We start from the raw sequence: 18,576 nt of genomic DNA, 5'->3' as shown, positions 1-18,576 counted from the left end.
CGATTAAAAATCAGGCCTTTTAATTTAATTTAAAATTTGGATTACATTAATCCAGCTTCTTTGTAGTATTTAATTGCACCTGGATGTAGCGGAGCAGATAAACCATCTTTAATCATGTTTTTCTTTTCCAAAAATCCAAAGGCAGGATGTTGCTTTTTAAAATCATCAAAATTTTCAAAAACAGCTTTTACTACTTGATATACTAAATCGTCAGAAACATATGCGCTTGTTACTACAGTAGCTTTTACACCAAATGTAGTTGCATCTTTTTTCTGTTTTGTATAAGTGCCTTTAGGAATTACAGCTTGTGCATAATAATCAGCACCATCTATTAAACCTTGAACTTCAGGTCCTGTTAAGTTGATTGGTGAAGCTTTAGCAGCACAAGTGGCAGCTTGCTCCATGGCTCCATTAGGAAATCCTACAGAATAACCAAAAGCATCAATTTTACCATCACACAAAGCTTTTACTTGTTCTGATGAAGTAAGCTCAGTAGTAGATTTAAAATAGCTATTATCTACACCCATTGCTTTCATTAACTCTTCCATAGTTCCTCTTTGACCTGAACCCGGATTACCAATGTTTACTACTTTTCCTTTCAAACCAGCAAAATCTTTAATTTTTGCTTTTTTTCTTGCCCAAATTTGAAAAGGTTCATTATGAACTGAGAATACAGCTCTTAATCCGCTAAACTGTTTTCCTTCCCATTTGCTAGTTCCATTAACTGCATGATATTGCCAGTCAGATTGTGCAACACCAAATTGAAATTCATCAGCTGCAATTTGACCAATATTATAGTTTGATCCACCAGTTGATGGAGCTGTGCATCTATATGCTTTTGCGGAACCTTTTTTTCTTCCGTGTTCAGCACTTATTGCAGATTTATGTAACATTTTACAAATAGCGTTACCCGTTTGGAAATAAACTCCAGTAGGTCCACCAGTTCCTATCGTGAAAAACTCTGCTGATTTTGCAACACCAGTTAAAGATAAAGATGCAGCTAGTATCAATAAAGCACTCGATAGAGATGTAATTATTTTTTTCATTTTTTCTCTCTCCATATCGTTATTTATATATGTTAATTTTAACAGTAATTAATTGGATATGTATAGACAGATTTTATAGTGATTCTGACCATTTTTTTAACTTATCAACACCCTCGATAATTTTAGGTGCAAAATTCACGATATGATCATTGTCAATTTTTTGATTATCTTCAATTTTGTTCATAAATTCTTGACCATCAAAATCAGTGAAGCTTAATCTTGCTAACATTTTTGTTTCCTCAAAACCAAAATCGATTCCTGGCAACAAAGCAACACCTGTATCATTCAATATACTGTCACACATTTCTGATGATGAATTAAATTTTTTATTTAAAAACTCTGGCATTAAATAAAATCCACCCTGGGGTTTATTAATTAGAACTTTATTTGATTTTAAATTTTCATAAACATAATTTCCAACTGCATATAATATATTTCTAGATTTATTAATATATTCTGAATGATCATTTTCATATGCTTTAATTGCTGCATATTGAATTGGAGCACTAACAGCTGAAAAAGTTTCACTTGCTAATACATTTATCATATCTTTAATTTCCCTTAATGAGTCTGGTACTAAAAAATAACCCAATCTCCATCCTCCAGCTCCACACCATTTACTTAATCCAGTACTTATAATTGTTTTTTCAGGACAAAAACTTGAAATAGATTGATAATTATCTTTAAAACTTAATTCAGAATATATTTCATCAGACAAAATAATTAGATTATATTTTTCAGCAATACTTGCTATTTCCTCTAAATTTTCACAAATTTGACCAGATGGATTGTTTGGTGAATTTAAAAATAACAAATAATTTTTATTTTTATCTCTTAAGATAATTTCTTCAATTTCTAAAGCAGTCGGAAACCAATTATTTTCCTGTTTCGTTTGTAATATTTGTACTTTATTTCTGCCTAATATTGCCTGTGGAGCATAAGAAACCCAACTAGGAGCAGGTAATATTATTTCTCCATCAAATATAACATGTAATAAAAACATTAGTTCTTTTGAACCAGGTCCGATAATTACATTTTCAGACTTATAATCATAATTTTTTTTTTTAGATGTATATTTTGCAACAGCATTTCTTAATTCGGAAAGGCCTTGCATTGGCAAATATTTATTTTGATGTGCATTATCTTTAAGCTCTCCAACCACATCTTCAGGAACTTTAAATGGGGATTGGCCAAAACCAAATTTATATATTTTTTTTCCTTGCTCTTCTAATTTTCGAGAAGTTTCGTTAATCAGCAAAGTCGATGATGGTTTTAAATCTTTAACTAAATTTTTTAACATTTTTAATTTTTAAATAACTATTATAGAATTATTCTTAATTATGGTAATCTAAGAAAAGTTAATAGCAAAATGAGAACTTTTTACCCTCCGATTCGGTCATGTTTTAGTCTATTTTTGTTCTTTAACACCAACAATATCTGGTAGGTAAAAAAAAAAGTACACTAAAGGTAGAAATGACTAAACATAAAATTACTGCTGTTCTCGGACCTACTAATACAGGTAAAACCCACCTTGCTATTGAAACAATGCTTTCATTTGAGTCAGGTATGATTGGCTTTCCTTTAAGGTTATTAGCTAGAGAAGTTTATGACAAAGTTATAAAAAAAATTAGTGTAGATAAAGTTGCCTTAATAACAGGTGAGGAAAAAATTATTCCAACCAATGCTAAGTATTTTTTGTGCACAGTTGAATCTATGCCAATTGATAAACATTTAGATTTTGTTGGTGTTGATGAAATTCAGATGTGTGCAGATCATGAAAGAGGTCATATTTTTACAGATAGACTTTTAAACATGAGAGGTGAAAAACTTACTATGCTGATGGGCTCAAATACTATTAAAAATATAATTTCAAAATTAGACGGCGATATTGAATTTATAAATAGAGAGAGATTGTCTAAATTATCATACACAGGTCATAAAAAAATTTCAAGAATTAATAGAAAAACAGCAATAATAGCTTTTTCAGCAGAGGAAGTTTATGCAATAGCTGAATTAATTAGAAGACAAAAAGGCGGGGCTGCAATTGTAATGGGTTCATTAAGTCCAAAGACTAGAAACTCTCAAGTAGAACTTTATCAGTCAGGGGATGTAGATTTTTTAGTAGCAACTGATGCTATAGGAATGGGCATAAATATGGACTTAGATTATGTTTTTTTTTCTAACCTTAAAAAATTCGATGGAAAAAAATTAAGAAAATTAAATTTATCTGAAATAGGACAAATCGCTGGTAGGGCTGGAAGATATTTAAATGATGGAAGTTTTGGAATTACAGGTGATTGTAAAGAAATTACAGCTGAGGATGTGGAATTAATAGAGGGACACAAATTTGAAGAAATTAGAACTTTATTTTGGAGAAACTCAAATTTGAATTTTAATAATCCTTTTAATTTAATTAAGTCTTTAGAGGAAAAGCCCCAGATGGGGTGGTTACGTAAAATTCATGAATGTGAAGATGAAAAAGCCCTTAAATATTTTTTAAAAGATAAAAGTCTTATAAATTTGGATTTTGATAAAAAATTGCTTAGTCTTTTATGGGAATGTTGTCAGATACCAGATTTTGTAAAGAAGACATATGGCAACCACTATGAGGTAATTGGCAATGTATTTAAATATTTAAGTAGTGGAAAACAGCAAATTACAGATGAATTTATGAGATTACAGCTAATAAAACTTGATAAATTAGAGGGAAATGTAGATTCTTTATCAAATAGAATTGCAAATGTTAGAACTTGGTCTTATGTTTCAAATAAAAATAATTGGACAGAAAATCAAGACTATTGGATTGAGAAAACAAAACATCTAGAAGATAGACTTTCAGACAGACTTCATGAAGAACTTACCAAAACATTTATTGACAAAAGAGCAAGTGTTCTAGCAAGAGGCCTCAAACAAGACATGGAATTCAAAACAAAAATACTTGAAAATAACGACGTGCTAATAGATGAACAATTTATTGGTAAAATAAATGGACTTAAATTAGCACTAGATCTAAAAAAAGGAGCATTGGAGACAGACATCAAGTCATTAAAAAGCTGCAAGACAAACCATTGGGCCTGAGTTAGAAAAAAGAATTCAAACTATTGTTGATACAGGTTTAATTGAATTAAATAATGATTTTAAAATTTATTGGAATGATTTCCCTATTGCTAAATTATCTCCAGGTAATGATTATTTAAATCCACATTTTGATCTAATAGTTGATGATATTATAGAACCTATTCAAAAACAGAAACTTAGTGAATATATTGGTAAATGGATACAAGATAAAATTAACTTGGTTCTAAAAAGTTTAGTTGATCTAAAAAATCTTAAAGATAAAAATTCATCAATCAAAGCTTTGGCGTATCAACTTTATGAAAATAATGGTGTATTAAAAAGAGAGCAGGTGTCTGAATATCTAAAATCTCTTGGTCAAAATGAGAGAAAAATTTTAAGAGACTTAGGTGTAAAATTTGGAAGATATCATGTATTTTTATATCAATTAATCAAACCTGAAGCTGTATCATTAAGAACGTTATTGTGGAAAAATTTTCATCAAAAATATTATAACGTTCAGCCACCTACATTTGGTTTGAATTTCTTAGATGATAAAGAACATAAAAATAAAAATTTTATGCTTTTGTGTGGCTTTGAAAAATTTGACACTTTATTTGTAAGGATTGACATCCTAGAGAGGTTATTTATGCTTATTATAAATTCAACAAACTCAAAAGAAAATAAAGAAATTAAAATTATTCCTGAAATGCTAAATTTATTAGGCTGTAGTAAAGATAATTTTAAAAAGCTTTTACAGAAAATGAATTATAAAATATTTGATAAAGATGATGAAACTTATTTTAAATATAATCCCATTAAAAAATTTAAAAAAGAACCAATAAAAAAAGTTTCAAATGAAAATCCATTTAAAATTTTAAAAAATTTAAACCTCGGTTAAATTTGATGTTTTTTAAAAAAAATTCCACTAAAACTGATAAAAACTTTTTAGTTAAAACATGTGCGCTTTTAATTTATGCAGCTAAAATTGATGAAAACTATACTGAAAAAGAAGAAGAAATTATTAAAAAAACTCTCTTAGAGTTGGGTGCTAAAAAAGAAACTATAACTCAAATAATTATAGATGCTAAATCTATTGAAGAAAATTCAAATCAAATTTTAGATTTTACAAAAGAGGTGAAAAATTTACCTGAAAATGACAAAATTAAAATTATAGAGGCCCTATGGTCTATTATTTATTCAAATAATGAAGCTGATATTTATGAAACAAATTTAATGAGACGTTTAGCAGGCTTACTTTACATTGACAGTTCAACGATGGGCGATATTAAAGATAAAATTAAAAAACAAAAATTATAATGACATATATTGTTAATGATAAATGTATTAAATGTAAATTGACTGACTGTGTTGATGTTTGCCCAGTGGATTGTTTTTATGAAGGCAAAAATATGCTTGTAATTAAACCGGATGAGTGTATAGATTGTGGCGTTTGTGAGCCCGAGTGTCCAGTAGATGCCATTAAAGCTGATACTGAACCTGGGAGCGAACAATGGTTAGAAATCAACAAAAAATATTCTGAAATCTGGCCCAACATAAGTGAAAAAAAAGATCCTCCAACGGATCATGAAGAATTTAAGAATGAGCAAAATAAGTACGAAAAATATTTTAAAGAAAATCTTTAAATCTAAACCTGAAAAAAAAGTGAAAAAAAAAGTTATTGTCAAAAAAGTTGTTAAGACAAAAAAAGTAACCAAAGATAAAGTTAAGAAAGCCAAAAAGGTTGTTGCTAAAAAGATAAAAAAAGTAACAAAAAAAATTAGTCCAAAACTAATTAAATCAAAAAAAGCTATAAAAGTCTCTGAACCAAAAGAGGAAACAAAAGTTGATAATTTAAGAATTTCTAAAAGTAATGAAGTAAAACCTGAAATTAAAAAAGTTAAAAAACAAGAAACTGAAAAAAGAGAATATAAAATAAAAGATCATGTTGTTTACCCAAAACATGGTGTTGGTCAAATTACTGAGTTTAAAAAAATTAATATAGGTGGGATTGATGTTGAAACTTACATTATCAAATTTGAAAAAGATAAAGCTAATGGAATGGTTCCAGTGAATAAACAATCTCATTTAAGACCTTTAGCAACAATCAATCAAGTGAATAAATGTATTTCTATTTTAAAAAGTAAGCCAAAAATAAAAAGATCTATGTGGAGCAGAAGAGCACAAGAATATGAGGCTAAAATCTCTTCAGGTAAAATTTATGAATTAGCAGAAGTAGTAAGAGATTTGAATAAAGGTGATGATCTTATGGTTGACCAATCTTATAGTGAAAGACAATTATTTGAAAAAGCTTATGAGAGAATTTTATCTGAGTTCCAGATTGTTTTGAATGTATCATTAGAAGATACACAAAAGAAGCTTGATAAAGCTTTGAAAAGAAACTTAGCTGTTCAAACTCAACCAGTAGCTTCTGTACCAAAATCAACTACAACAGAATTACCTGTTGAAGAGCCTATTACTGACTCAGACGAAAATTTAGACGAATAAAAAAAACGCCTCTCATACAATTTGTAATGAGAAGCGTTTTTAGTAAAGATTAGTAAGTTACTATCTTTTTCTTTTTTTAGCCTTTTTAGCCTTTTTAGCTTTTTTCTTAGTTTTCTTTGCTGCTTTTTTCTTAGTTTTTTTAGCAGCTTTTTTCTTTTCTTAGGCATCTTTAGCTCCCTAGTTAAGTTAAACGAATCAAGTTGATTCGCTATTAATATATTTTTATTTTTTTATGCAAGTGATGTCAATTCTTTAATTAAAAAGTAAATTTTTAAAAAAATTATTTTATTTTTATTTTGTTATTAAATTTTTTTTATTAATTAAGTGAATATTTATGCGGATAATGATCAAATTTTTTAATACAACTTAATAAAGTTTTTCTAATTGAATTTTATATTTTTCAGTAACTTTTTTTCTTTTCACTTTCATTGTTGGAGTCATTAAACCATTTTCTATAGAAAAATTTTCATCTATTAATTGAATTCTTTTTATTTTCTCTAATAAAGTTAATTTTTTATTTATTTTTTCAATTACATTATTAATTTTTTCTTTTTCTTTTAAAAAATTTTTATTGGGTACTATTAAAGCAACCAAAAAATTTTTTTTATCACCATAAACCATGCATTGATCAATTTCTGGCTCATTAGTAATTATATTTTCAATTTTAGCTGGTGAAATATTATCTCCACCTGCGCTTACTATAATATCTTTTTTTCTATCAGTAATTTTTAAATAACCATCCTCAGGATCTATTTGTCCAATGTCCCCTGTATGAAGCCATCCATCAATAATTACTTCATCGGTTTCCTTTTTCTTGTTCCAGTACCCCAACATCACATTTTCACCTTTGACCAAAATTTCTCCATCATTAGCAATTTTAACTTGGTTTCCTTTAAAAGGTGGACCAACAGTTTCTACTTTTATTTTGTCTATAGGATTACAACTTACTACTGGAGACGTTTCAGTTAAACCATAACCCTGTAGTGTAGGAAGTCCTACAGAATTTAAAAATTCTCCTATTTCTTTATCTAATGCACCTCCACCAGAAACAAAAGCTTTTAACTTTCCACCAAACTGTTTTTTTATTTTTTTTCGAACTAATATCTCAACCATAAAATTGAGTAATTTTTCAGAAAAAGTCATTTTTTGATTTAATAATTTTTTTTTACCTAATTGAAGGGTTGCTTCAATTAATTTTACTTTGAAACCAGTTTGTTTTTTTAAATTAATATTAATTTTATTATAAAGATTTTGATAAAATCTAGGAACAGCTGTCATAATTGTCGGTTTTGCTTCAGATATATTTTCTAAAAGTTTTTCTATTTTTTCTGCATAAAATACTTTTGCCCCCACAGCTATTTGGGCAAATTGTACACAGTGTTCATAGGAATGAGATAGAGGAAGCCAAGTTAAAAATATAGGTCTGGTGCTAAACAATGGTTTCATAATTTCACAAGCTCCTACAAGATTATTTAAAATTCCACCATGACTTAAAATTACACCCTTAGGATTTCCACCAGTTCCAGATGTATAGATTATACAAGCAGGAGAAGTTCTTTTTAATTTGTCATTTTTAATTTTATCTTCTTCTGATAAGTCATTATTTAATATGATATTAAAGTCTAAATACTTATCTCTATTTATTATATCTAAATTATGAATTACTTTATTAACTTCATCTAATGTTATAACTTTTTTAATAAATTTTTTTTCATTAATTGTATTGCTTAATTTTTTTAGCATCTCATTATTGGAGACTATTACGAGGCTAGGTTCACAATCTTCAATTAAATACTTATAATCCTCTTCTGTGTATGTGGTATATGCAGGAACAGTAATTCCACCTGATAACATTATTGCCATATCTGAGACAAACCATTCTGGTCTGTTTTCTGAAACTAAGAGGCATCTATCACCTTCTTTTATACTTTCTTTAATTATTTTTGATAATTTTAAAATATTTTTTTGTGTTTCTTCCCAAGTGTATGTTTTTTTATTATTTTGATTTAACCATTGTAAAAAAATGCTTTTTTTATTTTGTTTTTCTGCTTGATGAGAAAATAATTCAATTAAGTTGTTTAAGTTATCTAAATCCATATTTTTCTGGTGGGCGAAGAGAGAATCGAACTCTCACTTCTTGCGAAACACGATTTTGAGTCGTGCGCGTCTACCAGTTCCGCCATTCGCCCATTATATCCAATTAATTATATTTAAATAGTATAAGAACTAAATTTATATTAAAACCAAAAAATGTTTCAAACACTTTACAAAAAATGTTTAAATCTAGCTGCACATAAAAGTTCAAATTTTTATTTAGGTCTTGTATCTTTTATTGAAAGTTCATTTTTTCCAATACCACCAGATGTAATGATTATTCCAATGGTTATTGCTAAAAAAAAAGAGTTTATGAAAATATTTTTAATAGCATCTATATTTTCAGTTTTAGGAGGTATTTTAGGATATTTAATTGGCTATTTATTTTTCGATTTAGCAATGCATGTTATCGAGTTTTATAATTATGAGGATAAGGTTACAAATTTAAAATTAAACATGTCAGTGGGAGATGGCTTTTTTGCTTGGTTAAGTATACTTTTTTTAGCAGGCTTCACACCTTTACCCTATAAAGCCTTTACAATAGCTAGTGGCTTAATTTCTTTCAATCTACCAGTTTTTATAATTGTCAGTTTAATTTCAAGAAGTCTTAGATTTTTTATTGTTGCGTTTTTATCTTATAAATTTGGAGAATTATTTACTGAATATATGAACAATCATGGATCAAAATGGTTTACTGCTATTGGGATTTTAATAGTTATAATATTTATATTTGTATATTTTGTTTTAAAATTTAATGGTTAAAAATAGTAAAAATTTATTAATAAAGTTTATTTTTTTTGTTAGTATTATTGCTTTAGCATCTGCATTCTTTATTGAATATATTCTTGGTCATCAACCCTGTAATCTCTGTGTATTAGAGAGAATTCCATACTTGTTAGCTATAATAATAGTTTTTCTTAATTATAAATTTATTCTATTTGAGAAATTTTTTATACTTTTGCTCACAATTATATTTCTAACTGGTACTGCTCTATCACTATATCACCTAGGTATTGAACAAGGTTTTATTCAAGAGTCATTGGTTTGCGACCTAAAAAGTGGATCAAATTTATTATCAAAAGAGGAAATTTTAAAACAATTACAAGAAAAAAGTGTTAGCTGCAAAGATGTAACATTTAAATTTTTTGGATTATCACTTACAAACTATAATATTTTGATATCTTTATTAATTACTATTGGTGCTGGAAAAATTTATTTTAATTATGACAAAAATTGATAAAAAAAAAGTTGAAGAATTTATTAGAGTTGACCATGCAGGAGAACGTGGGGCTGTTAAGATTTATGAAGGACAACTATTGGCCTTAAATACTTTTGTAAAAGATAAAAATCTTAAAAAAACTATCGAAGATATGAAAGAACATGAAAAAGAACATTGTGAGTTTTTTGAAAATGAAATTAAAAAAAGAAAAATTAAACCAACAAAATTATTGCCATTGTGGGATTTACTAGGTGTTGGCTTAGGGTTTGGCTCAACATTATTAGGAAAAAAGCTGCTATGCTTTGTACTGCTTCTGTTGAAGAGGTTATAGATAAACATTATCTAAATCAAATTAATCAACTTGATGTTAGTGAAAAAGACCTAAAAAAAAAGATTACAAAATTTAGACAAGATGAAATTGATCATAAAAATATAGCTTACGATAAAGGTGCTACAAAAAAAGGTCCTTACTTATTATTAGACAAAATTATTAAGACAGGTTCAAAAATTGCAATAAATATCTCTGAAAAAATCTAGGCTTCTAATTCAACATCCCAGTATAAATAATCCATCCAACTTTTATGTAGATAATTAGGTGGAAAATTTTTACCATTTTTGTGCAAATCCTCAGTTGATGGACGATAAGGGTGTTGGTTAAGCTTCATGTCTGAGTTTTTTAATAATTTGCCACCCTTTTTCACATTACATGCAGAGCATGCTGTTACAACATTGTCCCAATTAGTTTCACCACCTTTTGATCTTGGTAATAAATGATCAAAGGTCAGTTCTTCACCACTTCCACAATATTGACAGGAAAACTTATCTCTCAAAAAAACATTAAATCTTGTAAAGCTAGGCTTTGTTTGTGGAATTATATAATCTTTCAACGCGATAACACTTGGTAATTGCATATCAAATGAAGGGCTTCTAATGACTCTGTCATAATTACTTACAATTATAACTCTATCTAAAAAAACAGATTTTACAGTATCCTGCCATGACCATAAAGATAAAGGATAATAGCTTAATGGTCTATAATCAGCATTAAGAACTAACGCTGGACACTTTTCTAATGAAACATTTTGTTCAATAAAATTACTCATTAAACATTTTTAACTTACTTAAACAATTTTATCAATAATAAGAGATGTTAATTTTTTTTTAAAATATAATTAAGAGCTGTACTTGAAGCTTTCATAGGAATATGATGATCACAATTTTTTATCAAAAGTGTTTCGACATCAACATTGTTTCTAATTAAAAAATCTTTTGCTTCTAAAAGGTGTGTTGAGGGAACAACTTGATCTGCGTCACCATGAACCAATAAAGTATCTGTAGAGTTTTTAATTCTTGTTTTTAAATTATTTTGATTAATTATTTTTCCAGAAAATCCCACAATACATGAAAATTTTTCTTCAGATATTAATCCGACATTTAATGACATCATACAACCTTGGCTAAAACCTGATAAACATATCTGATTATTTTTTAGGTTAAATTCTTGTTTGATCTCATTAATAAATAATTTAATCTTTTCTTCAGCCTTAATTGATTGATCAAGTATATAATCCGTATCATCTTTGGTAAGGTCAAACCATTGAAATCCTGATGGATTTATAGGGCAAGTTTCATGTCCATTAGGACAAATAAAAACTGTATTTGGCATATGCCTTTTCCAGTTTAAGGTTAACATGCTTATGTCTTTCCCATCACCCCCATATCCATGAAGCAAAATAATAGCATGTTTTATCTCCATCCCTTCTTCAGGTTTTATTATTATTGAATCAAGGCAAAATGTCATAGTTAATTAATTATGTTTTATATTTTTTTAAAACAATCTACAGTGTTTATATGATTTCAGGAATTTTTGTTAAAATCCTTTCTATAACTCTTTTAATAGCAGTAGGTATTGTTTTAATTTTAGGGATTGGAACTCTTTTCAAAGGAGGTGAGACCAGCAAAAAATACTCAAATAAATTAATGCAACTAAGAGTGCTTATTCAATTTGTAGCAATACTTGTTCTGGTTGGGTTTGCTTATTTTTTTAAAAACTAATTATAAGTTTTTAACCAATTTATAAATATTTGATCATTAAAGTCTATTGAGCCCATAATTCTTGCAAACTCTTTTCCATCTTTATCAATAAGAATTGAAGTTGGAACTCCACGCAGAGAAAATGTTTTTGCTAGAGTGGTTGGTGCATCAAAATATGGATCAAAGTTTTTAATATTCAAATCTTCAAAAAAACTATCAACTTTTTTTTTACTTTCTTGAGATATATTGATTGCAAAAATTTTTAAATTACTCAAATTTTGATTTACTTGAAGTCTATCTAATGATGGCATCTCCTCTTTACATGGTTCACACCAAGTTGCCCAGAAATTTAATATAAGTAAATTTCCATTAAATTCTTTGATATTAATTTTTTTATCATTTTTATCTAAAAAGATTACGTTATCATGGACTTTTAGGTCTTTATGAATGACAATATTTTTTATTTCAGATACATCATTAGCAAAGGCATTAGTTGTCAAAAAAATAAATAATATTAAAAATCTCATGTTAAATAGTTATAATTAAATATCATGGCAAAAAATAAAAACAACCAAGCAATCTGGAATACTCGTATAAAGAAAAAAGCATCATCTTTATTTCAAAAAGTTGGAAATTCAATTGATATAGATAAACGACTTTACAAAGAAGATATTCAGGGTTCTATTGCTCATGTAGAGATGTTGTTCAAACAAAAAATAATATCTTTTAAAATTAAAAATAAAATTATTTATGGTCTTGCAAAGATAGAAAAAGAAATTTCAAATAAAAAATTTGAGTTCAATAAAAAATATGAGGATATTCATATGAACATAGAAAAAAGACTTTTTCAAATAATTGGTGAAGAAGCAGGTTATGTTCACACAGCAAGATCTAGAAATGATCAGATAATAACAGACTTTAAAATTTGGATAAAATCTTCAACTAAAGAAATAAATCTTAATTTAGATAAAGTAATTAAAAGTACATTAAAATTAGCAGATAAAAATATTGATACTATTATGCCTGGTTTTACGCACCTCAAAAATGCTCAAGCTATTTCATTTGCTCATTATTTAATGGCTTATGTTGAAATGTTTAATAGAGACAAAAAAAGATTCACAAACAATTTGGAAAGCTTAGATGAAAATCCCTTGGGTGTAGCTGCGCTCACTGGAACTTCTTTTAATATAGATAGAAATTATACTAGTAAAAAACTTGGATTTAAAAAACCAACAAACAATTCAATTGACACGGTCTCTGATAGAGATTTTGTTTTAGATTTTTTATATAGTGTCTCTGTTTGTTCAATGCATATTTCAAGAATTGCAGAAGAGCTTATTATCTGGAGTTCAGATGGTTTTAATTTAATCAACCTCTCAGACAAAATTGTAACTGGGTCATCAATAATGCCTCAAAAGAAAAACCCTGATTTATTAGAATATTTGAGAGGAAAGTCTGGGAGTAGTTATGGAAATTTATTTTCAATGCTTACAATTTTGAAAGGGCTACCACTATCTTACTTTAAAGACCTTCAGGATGACAAGGAAATTGTATTTAAATCTAATGATACTTTAATCAACTGTCTTAAAATTTTTGATGAAATATTAAAAAATTCTAGCCCTAACAAAAAAAAAATGATTGAACTTGCAAATCATGGGTATATCACTGCAACAGATTTGGCAGATTATCTTGTCAAGAATCACTCAATGTCTTTCAGAAAAGCTTATCAAAAAACAGCGTCTGTTGTTAATTTGGCAGAAAAAAAGAAAAAGAAACTCAATGAACTAAGCTTAAAAGAATTAAAAAAAATTGAACCAAAATTAACTAACGACGTTTTAAAAGTGTTTGATTTAAAGAATTCTGTAAATTCAAAAAAATCTTATGGAGGAACCGCTTTTGATAATATCAAAAAAATGATAATGAAATATAAGAAACAAAATGATTAAAAAAATTACCTTTATTTTTCTAGTTTGTTGTTTATTAGCTTCTTGCGGAAAAAAGGGAGATCCTGAGTACAAAGACCCAGAGCAAAAAGTTGAAAATATAATGCTCCTTAAAAATAAGGCTTAATGGAATACATCAAAAAAAAACTAACAATTGATAAAGTAAAAATAGAGGATATTGCTAAAAAATTTGGTACCCCGTCTTATTGTTACTCTTATCTTGAATTGAAAAAAAATATCAATAATTTTAAAAAGAATTTTAAATCCTTTTCACCATTAATTTGCTTTGCAATTAAATCAAATACAAATGTAAATTTAATTAAAGAGATTCAAAAATTTGGTTTGGGGGCAGACGTAGTGTCTATGGGGGAACTTATGATGGCTCTTAAGGCTGGCATTAACCCAAAAAAAATTGTCTTTTCAGGTGTAGGCAAAACATCAGATGAAATAAGTTATGCTATTGATAAAAAAATATTATTAATAAATGCAGAGTCTAAAAGTGAAATAAAAGAAATTGATAAAATAGCAAGAATAAAAAAGAAGAAAGTACAAATTGGTATCAGACTTAATCCTAATACAGACGCAAAAACTCTAAGTCAAATTTCAACTGGTAAAAAAGAAAATAAATTTGGCGTGAATGAAAAAACATTTTTAGAACTTATTAACTATTGCAAAAACTCACAAAATGTTAGTTTAGAATGTTTAAGCGTTCATATTGGAAGTCAAATATTGGACCATAAGCCCTATGAAAAAATGCTTAATGTAGTTGATAAAATCATTACTAAAACTAAACATAAATTTAAATTTATTGATTTAGGTGGTGGAATGGGAATTGCTTATAATGATAACAGTAAAAAACTAAATTATAGTAAATATAACGTTGCAATTAAAAAATTTTTAAAAAAACATAACTCAAAAATAATTTTTGAGCCAGGAAGGTCTATAGTTGGAAATATCGGTTTTTTAATTTCTAAAGTTATTTACATTAAAGAAAACGATAAGAAAGATTTTATTATACTAGATGCAGCTATGAATGATTTGATGAGACCAGCCTTATATGGAGCACATCACAAAACATTACCTTCAATTAAGACAAATCAAATTTCAAAAAAAACATATGAATTTGTTGGTCCTATCTGTGAAAGTACAGACAAGTTTACATCATTGCACAAATTTCAAAAATTAAAAGAAAAAGACATTATTGTGATGTGTGATGTTGGTGCATATGGAATGTCACTAAGTTCAAATTATAATTTAAGACCTAAACCAACAGAGCTATTGATAAAAGGATCAAAAATAAAAGTTATTAAAAAAAGACAAAAGCACAAAGACTTGATGTAGCTTTTGATAACAATGATTAGAAACTTTATATTTTCAATTTTCTTTTTTACTGGAATAATAATTATTTCATTAATTTTTTTACCTGCTTTTTTCCTTCCTCGAAAAGTTGTATTATTTGGTGGCAAACTAATGGGTTATTGGACAAGTTTTTGTCTAAAATTCTTTTTAAATACAAAGATAATAATTAAAGGTAGAGAAAACATATTAAATAATAAGAAGTTCTTTATTGCAGCATCTCATCAATCTATGTTTGAAACCTTTTATCTTCAAACTATATTTAATTCACCAGTTTTTATTTTAAAAAAGGAACTACTTATAATTCCAATTTTTGGTTGGTATTTAAAAAAAATTGGATCAATATCAATTAAAAGAAATAAAGTTACCAAAGATAACTTGGGGTTTTTTGAAGATATATCAAAAATAATTAAAGAATCTGATAGGCCTTTAATTATCTTTCCACAGGGCACAAGAGTTTTACCAGATGAGAGACCTCCTTTTAAAAAGGGTGTATCAAGAATCTATGAAGAATTAAAAATTTCTTGTCAACCAGTTGCAATTAATTCTGGTTATGTCTGGCCAAAAAAAGGTCAAAAAAGTATCAATAAAGTAATTACCATTTCAATCTTAAAACCAATAATAACAGGTCACTCCAAAGAAGAATTCATTAAGATTTTAGAAAATGATATTTATGGAGAACTTAATCTACTAAATTAGCCCTTCATGGGCATCACCACAAATATACTGTCAAAATCTCCTGGATCTTTAATTAAAGCTGGGGAACCGGTGTCATTAAAAAATATTTCAACTCTTTCTCCATCTAATTGTGAAGCAACATCAATTAAATATCTTGAATTGAAACTTATTTCTAAATCATAATCAAATTTAACATTTAATGTCTCTTTTCCATCACCACTATTTGTATTGTTAACTGAAAGGTCTAATATATCTTTTGATAAATTAAATTTTACCCCATCTTTTTTATCTAAAGAAACTGAAGCAACTCTATCAACAGAATTTAAAAATAATTTTAAATCTATTTCTAATTTTTTTTGATTATTTTTTGGTATTACTTGGATGTAATTAGGAAATTTACCATCAATAAGTTTTGATATTAAAATACTATCATTTAATTCAAATTTAATTTTTGACTTGATATTAGATACCTTAACATCTCCGTCATAATTTTCTAATAAGGAACATAGTTGAAAAATAGTTTTTTTTGGCAATATGATTGGATCAAAATCAATTTTTTGATCTAATCTTATTTTTGAAATAGACATTCGATGACTATCAGTAGCTACAGCGGTTAAATGATTTTTATCTTCAATCTCAGTTTGATGGAAATAAATCCCACTTAAATAATGTCTTGTTTCATCGTTAGAAACTGAAAATTTACATTTATTTAATAGTTTTAAAAGTTGCTTAGATTTAATTACAAATTCATTTTGATTAAAATTTTCATCTGTAAGTGGAAACTCTGATGCACTAATACAATTTAAATTAAAAATAGATTTTTCTGACTCAACTTGTAATTTACTTATATCTGTCAAAGATAAATTTATTTTTTTACCCGACGAAAATTTTCGGATAATATCATACATAATTGAGGAAGTTGTGGTTGTTCTGCCTTCTTCTAAAACTTCAACATTATTCAGTTGGTGAATAAATATTAAGTCTAAATCTGTAGCTGTAATTGTTAATTTGGAGTTATTTGCATCTAATAAAATGTTAGACAGTATTGGAAGTGTGCTTCTTTTTTCAATTACACCTTGACAATAATTTAGTGCTTGCTGAAGGTCTTGTTGGTTTACGTTAAATTTCATTATCCTTATTATTATATAATATCTGATTTTTAAGTTTATTAATATTATCTACCATTTCGGGGTCTTTTTCTTTAATTTTCTCAATAGTTTTAACTGAATGAATTATAGTTGTGTGATCTCTATTAGAAAACTCTCTTCCAATTTCAGGTAAAGATTTAGATGTTAGAATTTTGGTTAAATATATAGCAGTTTGTCTGGGTCTAACTAAATATCTGGATCTTCTTGAAGACAACATTTCATTTTTACTTATTTTAAAAAATTTACAAACTGTAGTTTGGATCAAATCTATTGTTACTTTATTTTCAGCTAAATTTAACAAATCTTTTAAAACAACTTTAGTTTCAGCTAGATTTGGAACTTTATTGTAAATTCTAGAGAATGAAACCACTCTATTAATTGCTCCGACCAACTCTCTAACGCTTGCTGTAATTTCACTACTTATAAAATCTTGTATTTCTTTTGACACATGAAATTGGTCTGCGTATAGATTATTTAGTTCTTCAGTTTTATTTACAACAATTTTTTTTCTAAGTTCAAGATCTGGTTTTTGAATATCAACCACTAAACCACCAGAAAATCTGGATTTAATTCTATCCTGAATTCTAGATAGTTTATTTGGAGCCCTATCAGCTGAAACAATTATTTGTGAACCTTTGTCTAATAATGCGTTAAATGTATGAAAAAATTCTTCCTGCATTGCTTCTTTGCCACTTATAAATTGAATATCGTCAATTAGTAAAATATCTGTATTTCTGAAATATTCTTTAAACTTAATCATATCATTAGCTTTGATTGATTTTACAAACTGATACATAAAACGCTCAGCTGATATGAACATTACTTTGTTATTTTTTTTTATTTCGATTCCAATTGAATTCAATAGATGGGTTTTACCCATTCCAACACCACCGTAAATGTAAAGCGGGTTATAATGAGATATATTTTCTGAAACTTTCAATGACGCTTCATAAGCAAGCTTGTTACTGGTACCGGTTATAAAATTATCAAATCTTTTATTTGGATCTATTCGATTATATTGAAGATAAGAGTCTTTTATGAATGAAACATTTTCACTTCTATCCAGCACTTTTTCATTAATATTTATATTTTCAAAATTTTGGTTAGTATTTTTATCATCAATCTTAAACTCAATTCTAATAATATCTTTTTTATATAAACGTATAATTTGTAAAATTTGATCTATATATCTTGAAGTAATCCAGTCTCTAATAAATCTTGTCGGTACAGATAATAATAAATAGTTGTTAAATTCATCTACAAAAGTGATTTTTTTAAGCCAGCTTTCATAAACATCTTGTCCTAACTTATTTTTCATTTCTGACTGAATTAATTTCCAATCGAGGTTTTCGGACTTAAAACTGTTTAAATTATTTATATTTGTAGATTTATTCATAATGTGTAGGGAAATCTCAGTTAGAACTAAATAAAAAAATTTGCAACAACTTATTATTTTTTTTTAAAAAAAAAATAAAATCTATGATTGAAGATTTAAT

General features: G+C 27.3%; 18 protein-coding genes, 1 tRNA gene and 2 pseudogenes. 12 read left to right on the top strand and 9 right to left on the bottom strand.

What is annotated here, in order from left to right; genetic code table 11:
• Positions 1 to 41 precede the first annotated feature (41 nt).
• Positions 42 to 1,046 carry a TAXI family TRAP transporter solute-binding subunit gene (locus tag ACIJYC_RS00105; protein WP_297680875.1) on the bottom strand — a complete coding sequence of 335 codons (1,005 nt, stop codon included), beginning with the start codon at positions 1,044 to 1,046 and terminating at the stop codon, positions 42 to 44.
• Positions 1,047 to 1,119: 73 nt separating this feature from the next.
• Complete coding sequence (locus tag ACIJYC_RS00100) at positions 1,120 to 2,346, bottom strand: pyridoxal phosphate-dependent aminotransferase (protein ID WP_435166364.1); 1,227 nt, start codon at positions 2,344 to 2,346, stop codon at positions 1,120 to 1,122.
• A gap of 173 nt (positions 2,347 to 2,519) precedes the next feature.
• Here ACIJYC_RS00100 and ACIJYC_RS00095 point away from each other — a divergent pair.
• From ACIJYC_RS00095 to ACIJYC_RS00080, 4 genes and pseudogenes are all read left to right on the top strand, one after another.
• Positions 2,520 to 5,001, top strand: a pseudogene (locus ACIJYC_RS00095) (helicase-related protein).
• Between the two features lie 5 nt (positions 5,002 to 5,006).
• A complete protein-coding gene (locus ACIJYC_RS00090; RefSeq protein ID WP_435166361.1) occupies positions 5,007 to 5,420 on the top strand; it encodes a TerB family tellurite resistance protein in 414 nt (137 codons plus the stop codon).
• Positions 5,420 to 5,746, top strand: coding sequence for a ferredoxin FdxA (gene fdxA, locus ACIJYC_RS00085; RefSeq protein ID WP_435166358.1), 327 nt, complete (start codon positions 5,420 to 5,422; stop codon positions 5,744 to 5,746). Before ACIJYC_RS00090 ends, fdxA begins: the two co-directional genes overlap by 1 nt.
• Positions 5,688 to 6,608, top strand: a complete 921-nt coding sequence (locus ACIJYC_RS00080; protein ID WP_435166355.1) for a CarD family transcriptional regulator — start codon at positions 5,688 to 5,690, stop codon at positions 6,606 to 6,608. Before fdxA ends, ACIJYC_RS00080 begins: the two co-directional genes overlap by 59 nt.
• A 366-nt stretch (positions 6,609 to 6,974) precedes the next feature.
• Here the strand turns inward: ACIJYC_RS00080 and ACIJYC_RS00075 are convergent, their stop codons facing one another.
• Together ACIJYC_RS00075 and ACIJYC_RS00070 are read right to left on the bottom strand one after the other, a co-directional pair.
• On the bottom strand, positions 6,975 to 8,705 hold the full coding sequence (locus ACIJYC_RS00075; protein ID WP_435166352.1) for an AMP-dependent synthetase/ligase: 1,731 nt from the start codon (positions 8,703 to 8,705) through the stop codon (positions 6,975 to 6,977).
• Positions 8,706 to 8,712: 7 nt separating this feature from the next.
• Positions 8,713 to 8,797: transfer RNA gene (locus tag ACIJYC_RS00070), tRNA-Leu, on the bottom strand.
• Positions 8,798 to 8,858: 61 nt separating this feature from the next.
• On the opposite strand from ACIJYC_RS00070, the gene ACIJYC_RS00065 reads away from it, so the two are divergent.
• From ACIJYC_RS00065 to ACIJYC_RS00055, 3 genes and pseudogenes are all read left to right on the top strand, one after another.
• Complete coding sequence (locus tag ACIJYC_RS00065; protein ID WP_435166349.1) at positions 8,859 to 9,464, top strand: YqaA family protein; 606 nt, start codon at positions 8,859 to 8,861, stop codon at positions 9,462 to 9,464.
• Complete coding sequence (locus ACIJYC_RS00060; RefSeq protein WP_435166346.1) at positions 9,457 to 9,939, top strand: disulfide bond formation protein B; 483 nt, start codon at positions 9,457 to 9,459, stop codon at positions 9,937 to 9,939. The genes ACIJYC_RS00065 and ACIJYC_RS00060 overlap by 8 nt, the downstream gene beginning before the upstream one ends.
• Positions 9,926 to 10,458: pseudogene (locus tag ACIJYC_RS00055) on the top strand (demethoxyubiquinone hydroxylase family protein). The gene ACIJYC_RS00060 and the pseudogene ACIJYC_RS00055 overlap by 14 nt, the downstream one beginning before the upstream one ends.
• Here ACIJYC_RS00055 and ACIJYC_RS00050 read toward each other — a convergent pair.
• The gene (locus ACIJYC_RS00050; RefSeq protein ID WP_435166343.1) at positions 10,455 to 11,024 is read right to left on the bottom strand and encodes an HNH endonuclease; all 570 of its coding nucleotides are present in this window, start codon (positions 11,022 to 11,024) and stop codon (positions 10,455 to 10,457) included. The pseudogene ACIJYC_RS00055 and the gene ACIJYC_RS00050 overlap by 4 nt on opposite strands.
• Before the next feature lie 47 nt (positions 11,025 to 11,071).
• Entirely contained in the window at positions 11,072 to 11,722 is a 651-nt protein-coding gene (locus ACIJYC_RS00045; protein WP_435166340.1) for an alpha/beta hydrolase, read from the bottom strand.
• Positions 11,723 to 11,772: 50 nt separating this feature from the next.
• Between ACIJYC_RS00045 and ACIJYC_RS00040 the strand changes: the two genes are divergently transcribed.
• Complete coding sequence (locus ACIJYC_RS00040) at positions 11,773 to 11,976, top strand: twin transmembrane helix small protein (RefSeq protein WP_435166337.1); 204 nt, start codon at positions 11,773 to 11,775, stop codon at positions 11,974 to 11,976.
• Here ACIJYC_RS00040 and ACIJYC_RS00035 read toward each other — a convergent pair.
• Positions 11,973 to 12,482 (bottom strand): TlpA family protein disulfide reductase, encoded by a 510-nt coding sequence (locus ACIJYC_RS00035; protein ID WP_435166334.1) that lies wholly within the window; start codon positions 12,480 to 12,482, stop codon positions 11,973 to 11,975. The two genes, ACIJYC_RS00040 and ACIJYC_RS00035, sit on opposite strands and share 4 nt — an antisense overlap.
• Before the next feature lie 24 nt (positions 12,483 to 12,506).
• Between ACIJYC_RS00035 and argH the strand changes: the two genes are divergently transcribed.
• The 4 genes from argH to ACIJYC_RS00015 are packed head-to-tail and all read left to right on the top strand — an operon-like array spanning position 12,507 to position 15,953.
• Complete coding sequence (argH, locus tag ACIJYC_RS00030; protein ID WP_435166332.1) at positions 12,507 to 13,901, top strand: argininosuccinate lyase; 1,395 nt, start codon at positions 12,507 to 12,509, stop codon at positions 13,899 to 13,901.
• Positions 13,894 to 14,025, top strand: a complete 132-nt coding sequence (locus tag ACIJYC_RS00025; RefSeq protein ID WP_435166329.1) for a hypothetical protein — start codon at positions 13,894 to 13,896, stop codon at positions 14,023 to 14,025. The genes argH and ACIJYC_RS00025 overlap by 8 nt, the downstream gene beginning before the upstream one ends.
• The gene (gene lysA, locus ACIJYC_RS00020) at positions 14,025 to 15,239 is read left to right on the top strand and encodes a diaminopimelate decarboxylase (protein WP_435166327.1); all 1,215 of its coding nucleotides are present in this window, start codon (positions 14,025 to 14,027) and stop codon (positions 15,237 to 15,239) included. Before ACIJYC_RS00025 ends, lysA begins: the two co-directional genes overlap by 1 nt.
• 12 nt (positions 15,240 to 15,251) lie before the next feature.
• The gene (locus ACIJYC_RS00015; protein WP_435166325.1) at positions 15,252 to 15,953 is read left to right on the top strand and encodes a lysophospholipid acyltransferase family protein; all 702 of its coding nucleotides are present in this window, start codon (positions 15,252 to 15,254) and stop codon (positions 15,951 to 15,953) included.
• On the opposite strand, the gene dnaN is transcribed toward ACIJYC_RS00015, so the two are convergent.
• Both dnaN and dnaA read right to left on the bottom strand, forming a co-directional pair.
• On the bottom strand, positions 15,950 to 17,062 hold the full coding sequence (gene dnaN / locus ACIJYC_RS00010) for a DNA polymerase III subunit beta (RefSeq protein WP_435166322.1): 1,113 nt from the start codon (positions 17,060 to 17,062) through the stop codon (positions 15,950 to 15,952). The two genes, ACIJYC_RS00015 and dnaN, sit on opposite strands and share 4 nt — an antisense overlap.
• Positions 17,052 to 18,476 (bottom strand): chromosomal replication initiator protein DnaA, encoded by a 1,425-nt coding sequence (gene dnaA, locus ACIJYC_RS00005; RefSeq protein ID WP_435166319.1) that lies wholly within the window; start codon positions 18,474 to 18,476, stop codon positions 17,052 to 17,054. Before dnaA ends, dnaN begins: the two co-directional genes overlap by 11 nt.
• Positions 18,477 to 18,576 lie beyond the last annotated feature (100 nt).

The sequence above is a fragment of the Candidatus Pelagibacter bacterium nBUS_28 genome (assembly GCF_051200915.1).
Classification (GTDB): Bacteria; Pseudomonadota; Alphaproteobacteria; order Pelagibacterales; family Pelagibacteraceae; genus Pelagibacter.
The sequence above is the reverse complement of the archived record's forward strand: the minus strand, read 5'-3'. Positions and strand labels throughout refer to the sequence as shown.

Excerpts from the sequence above, each read along its gene's own strand:
- ACIJYC_RS00060 (WP_435166346.1), top strand. The coding sequence starts at position 9,457 with ATGGTTAAAAATAGTAAAAATTTATTAATAAAGTTTATTTTTTTTGTT.
- ACIJYC_RS00080 (WP_435166355.1), top strand. The coding sequence starts at position 5,688 with ATGAAGAATTTAAGAATGAGCAAAATAAGTACGAAAAATATTTTAAAG.
- fdxA (WP_435166358.1), top strand. The coding sequence starts at position 5,420 with ATGACATATATTGTTAATGATAAATGTATTAAATGTAAATTGACTGAC.
- argH (WP_435166332.1), top strand. The coding sequence starts at position 12,507 with ATGGCAAAAAATAAAAACAACCAAGCAATCTGGAATACTCGTATAAAG.
- ACIJYC_RS00035 (WP_435166334.1), bottom strand. The coding sequence starts at position 12,482 with ATGAGATTTTTAATATTATTTATTTTTTTGACAACTAATGCCTTTGCT.
- ACIJYC_RS00050 (WP_435166343.1), bottom strand. The coding sequence starts at position 11,024 with ATGAGTAATTTTATTGAACAAAATGTTTCATTAGAAAAGTGTCCAGCG.
- ACIJYC_RS00105 (WP_297680875.1), bottom strand. The coding sequence starts at position 1,046 with ATGAAAAAAATAATTACATCTCTATCGAGTGCTTTATTGATACTAGCT.
- ACIJYC_RS00025 (WP_435166329.1), top strand. The coding sequence starts at position 13,894 with ATGATTAAAAAAATTACCTTTATTTTTCTAGTTTGTTGTTTATTAGCT.
- lysA (WP_435166327.1), top strand. The coding sequence starts at position 14,025 with ATGGAATACATCAAAAAAAAACTAACAATTGATAAAGTAAAAATAGAG.
- ACIJYC_RS00040 (WP_435166337.1), top strand. The coding sequence starts at position 11,773 with ATGATTTCAGGAATTTTTGTTAAAATCCTTTCTATAACTCTTTTAATA.
- ACIJYC_RS00100 (WP_435166364.1), bottom strand. The coding sequence starts at position 2,346 with ATGTTAAAAAATTTAGTTAAAGATTTAAAACCATCATCGACTTTGCTG.
- ACIJYC_RS00065 (WP_435166349.1), top strand. The coding sequence starts at position 8,859 with ATGTTTCAAACACTTTACAAAAAATGTTTAAATCTAGCTGCACATAAA.
- ACIJYC_RS00015 (WP_435166325.1), top strand. The coding sequence starts at position 15,252 with ATGATTAGAAACTTTATATTTTCAATTTTCTTTTTTACTGGAATAATA.
- ACIJYC_RS00045 (WP_435166340.1), bottom strand. The coding sequence starts at position 11,722 with ATGACATTTTGCCTTGATTCAATAATAATAAAACCTGAAGAAGGGATG.
- dnaN (WP_435166322.1), bottom strand. The coding sequence starts at position 17,062 with ATGAAATTTAACGTAAACCAACAAGACCTTCAGCAAGCACTAAATTAT.
- ACIJYC_RS00075 (WP_435166352.1), bottom strand. The coding sequence starts at position 8,705 with ATGGATTTAGATAACTTAAACAACTTAATTGAATTATTTTCTCATCAA.
- dnaA (WP_435166319.1), bottom strand. The coding sequence starts at position 18,476 with ATGAATAAATCTACAAATATAAATAATTTAAACAGTTTTAAGTCCGAA.
- ACIJYC_RS00090 (WP_435166361.1), top strand. The coding sequence starts at position 5,007 with ATGTTTTTTAAAAAAAATTCCACTAAAACTGATAAAAACTTTTTAGTT.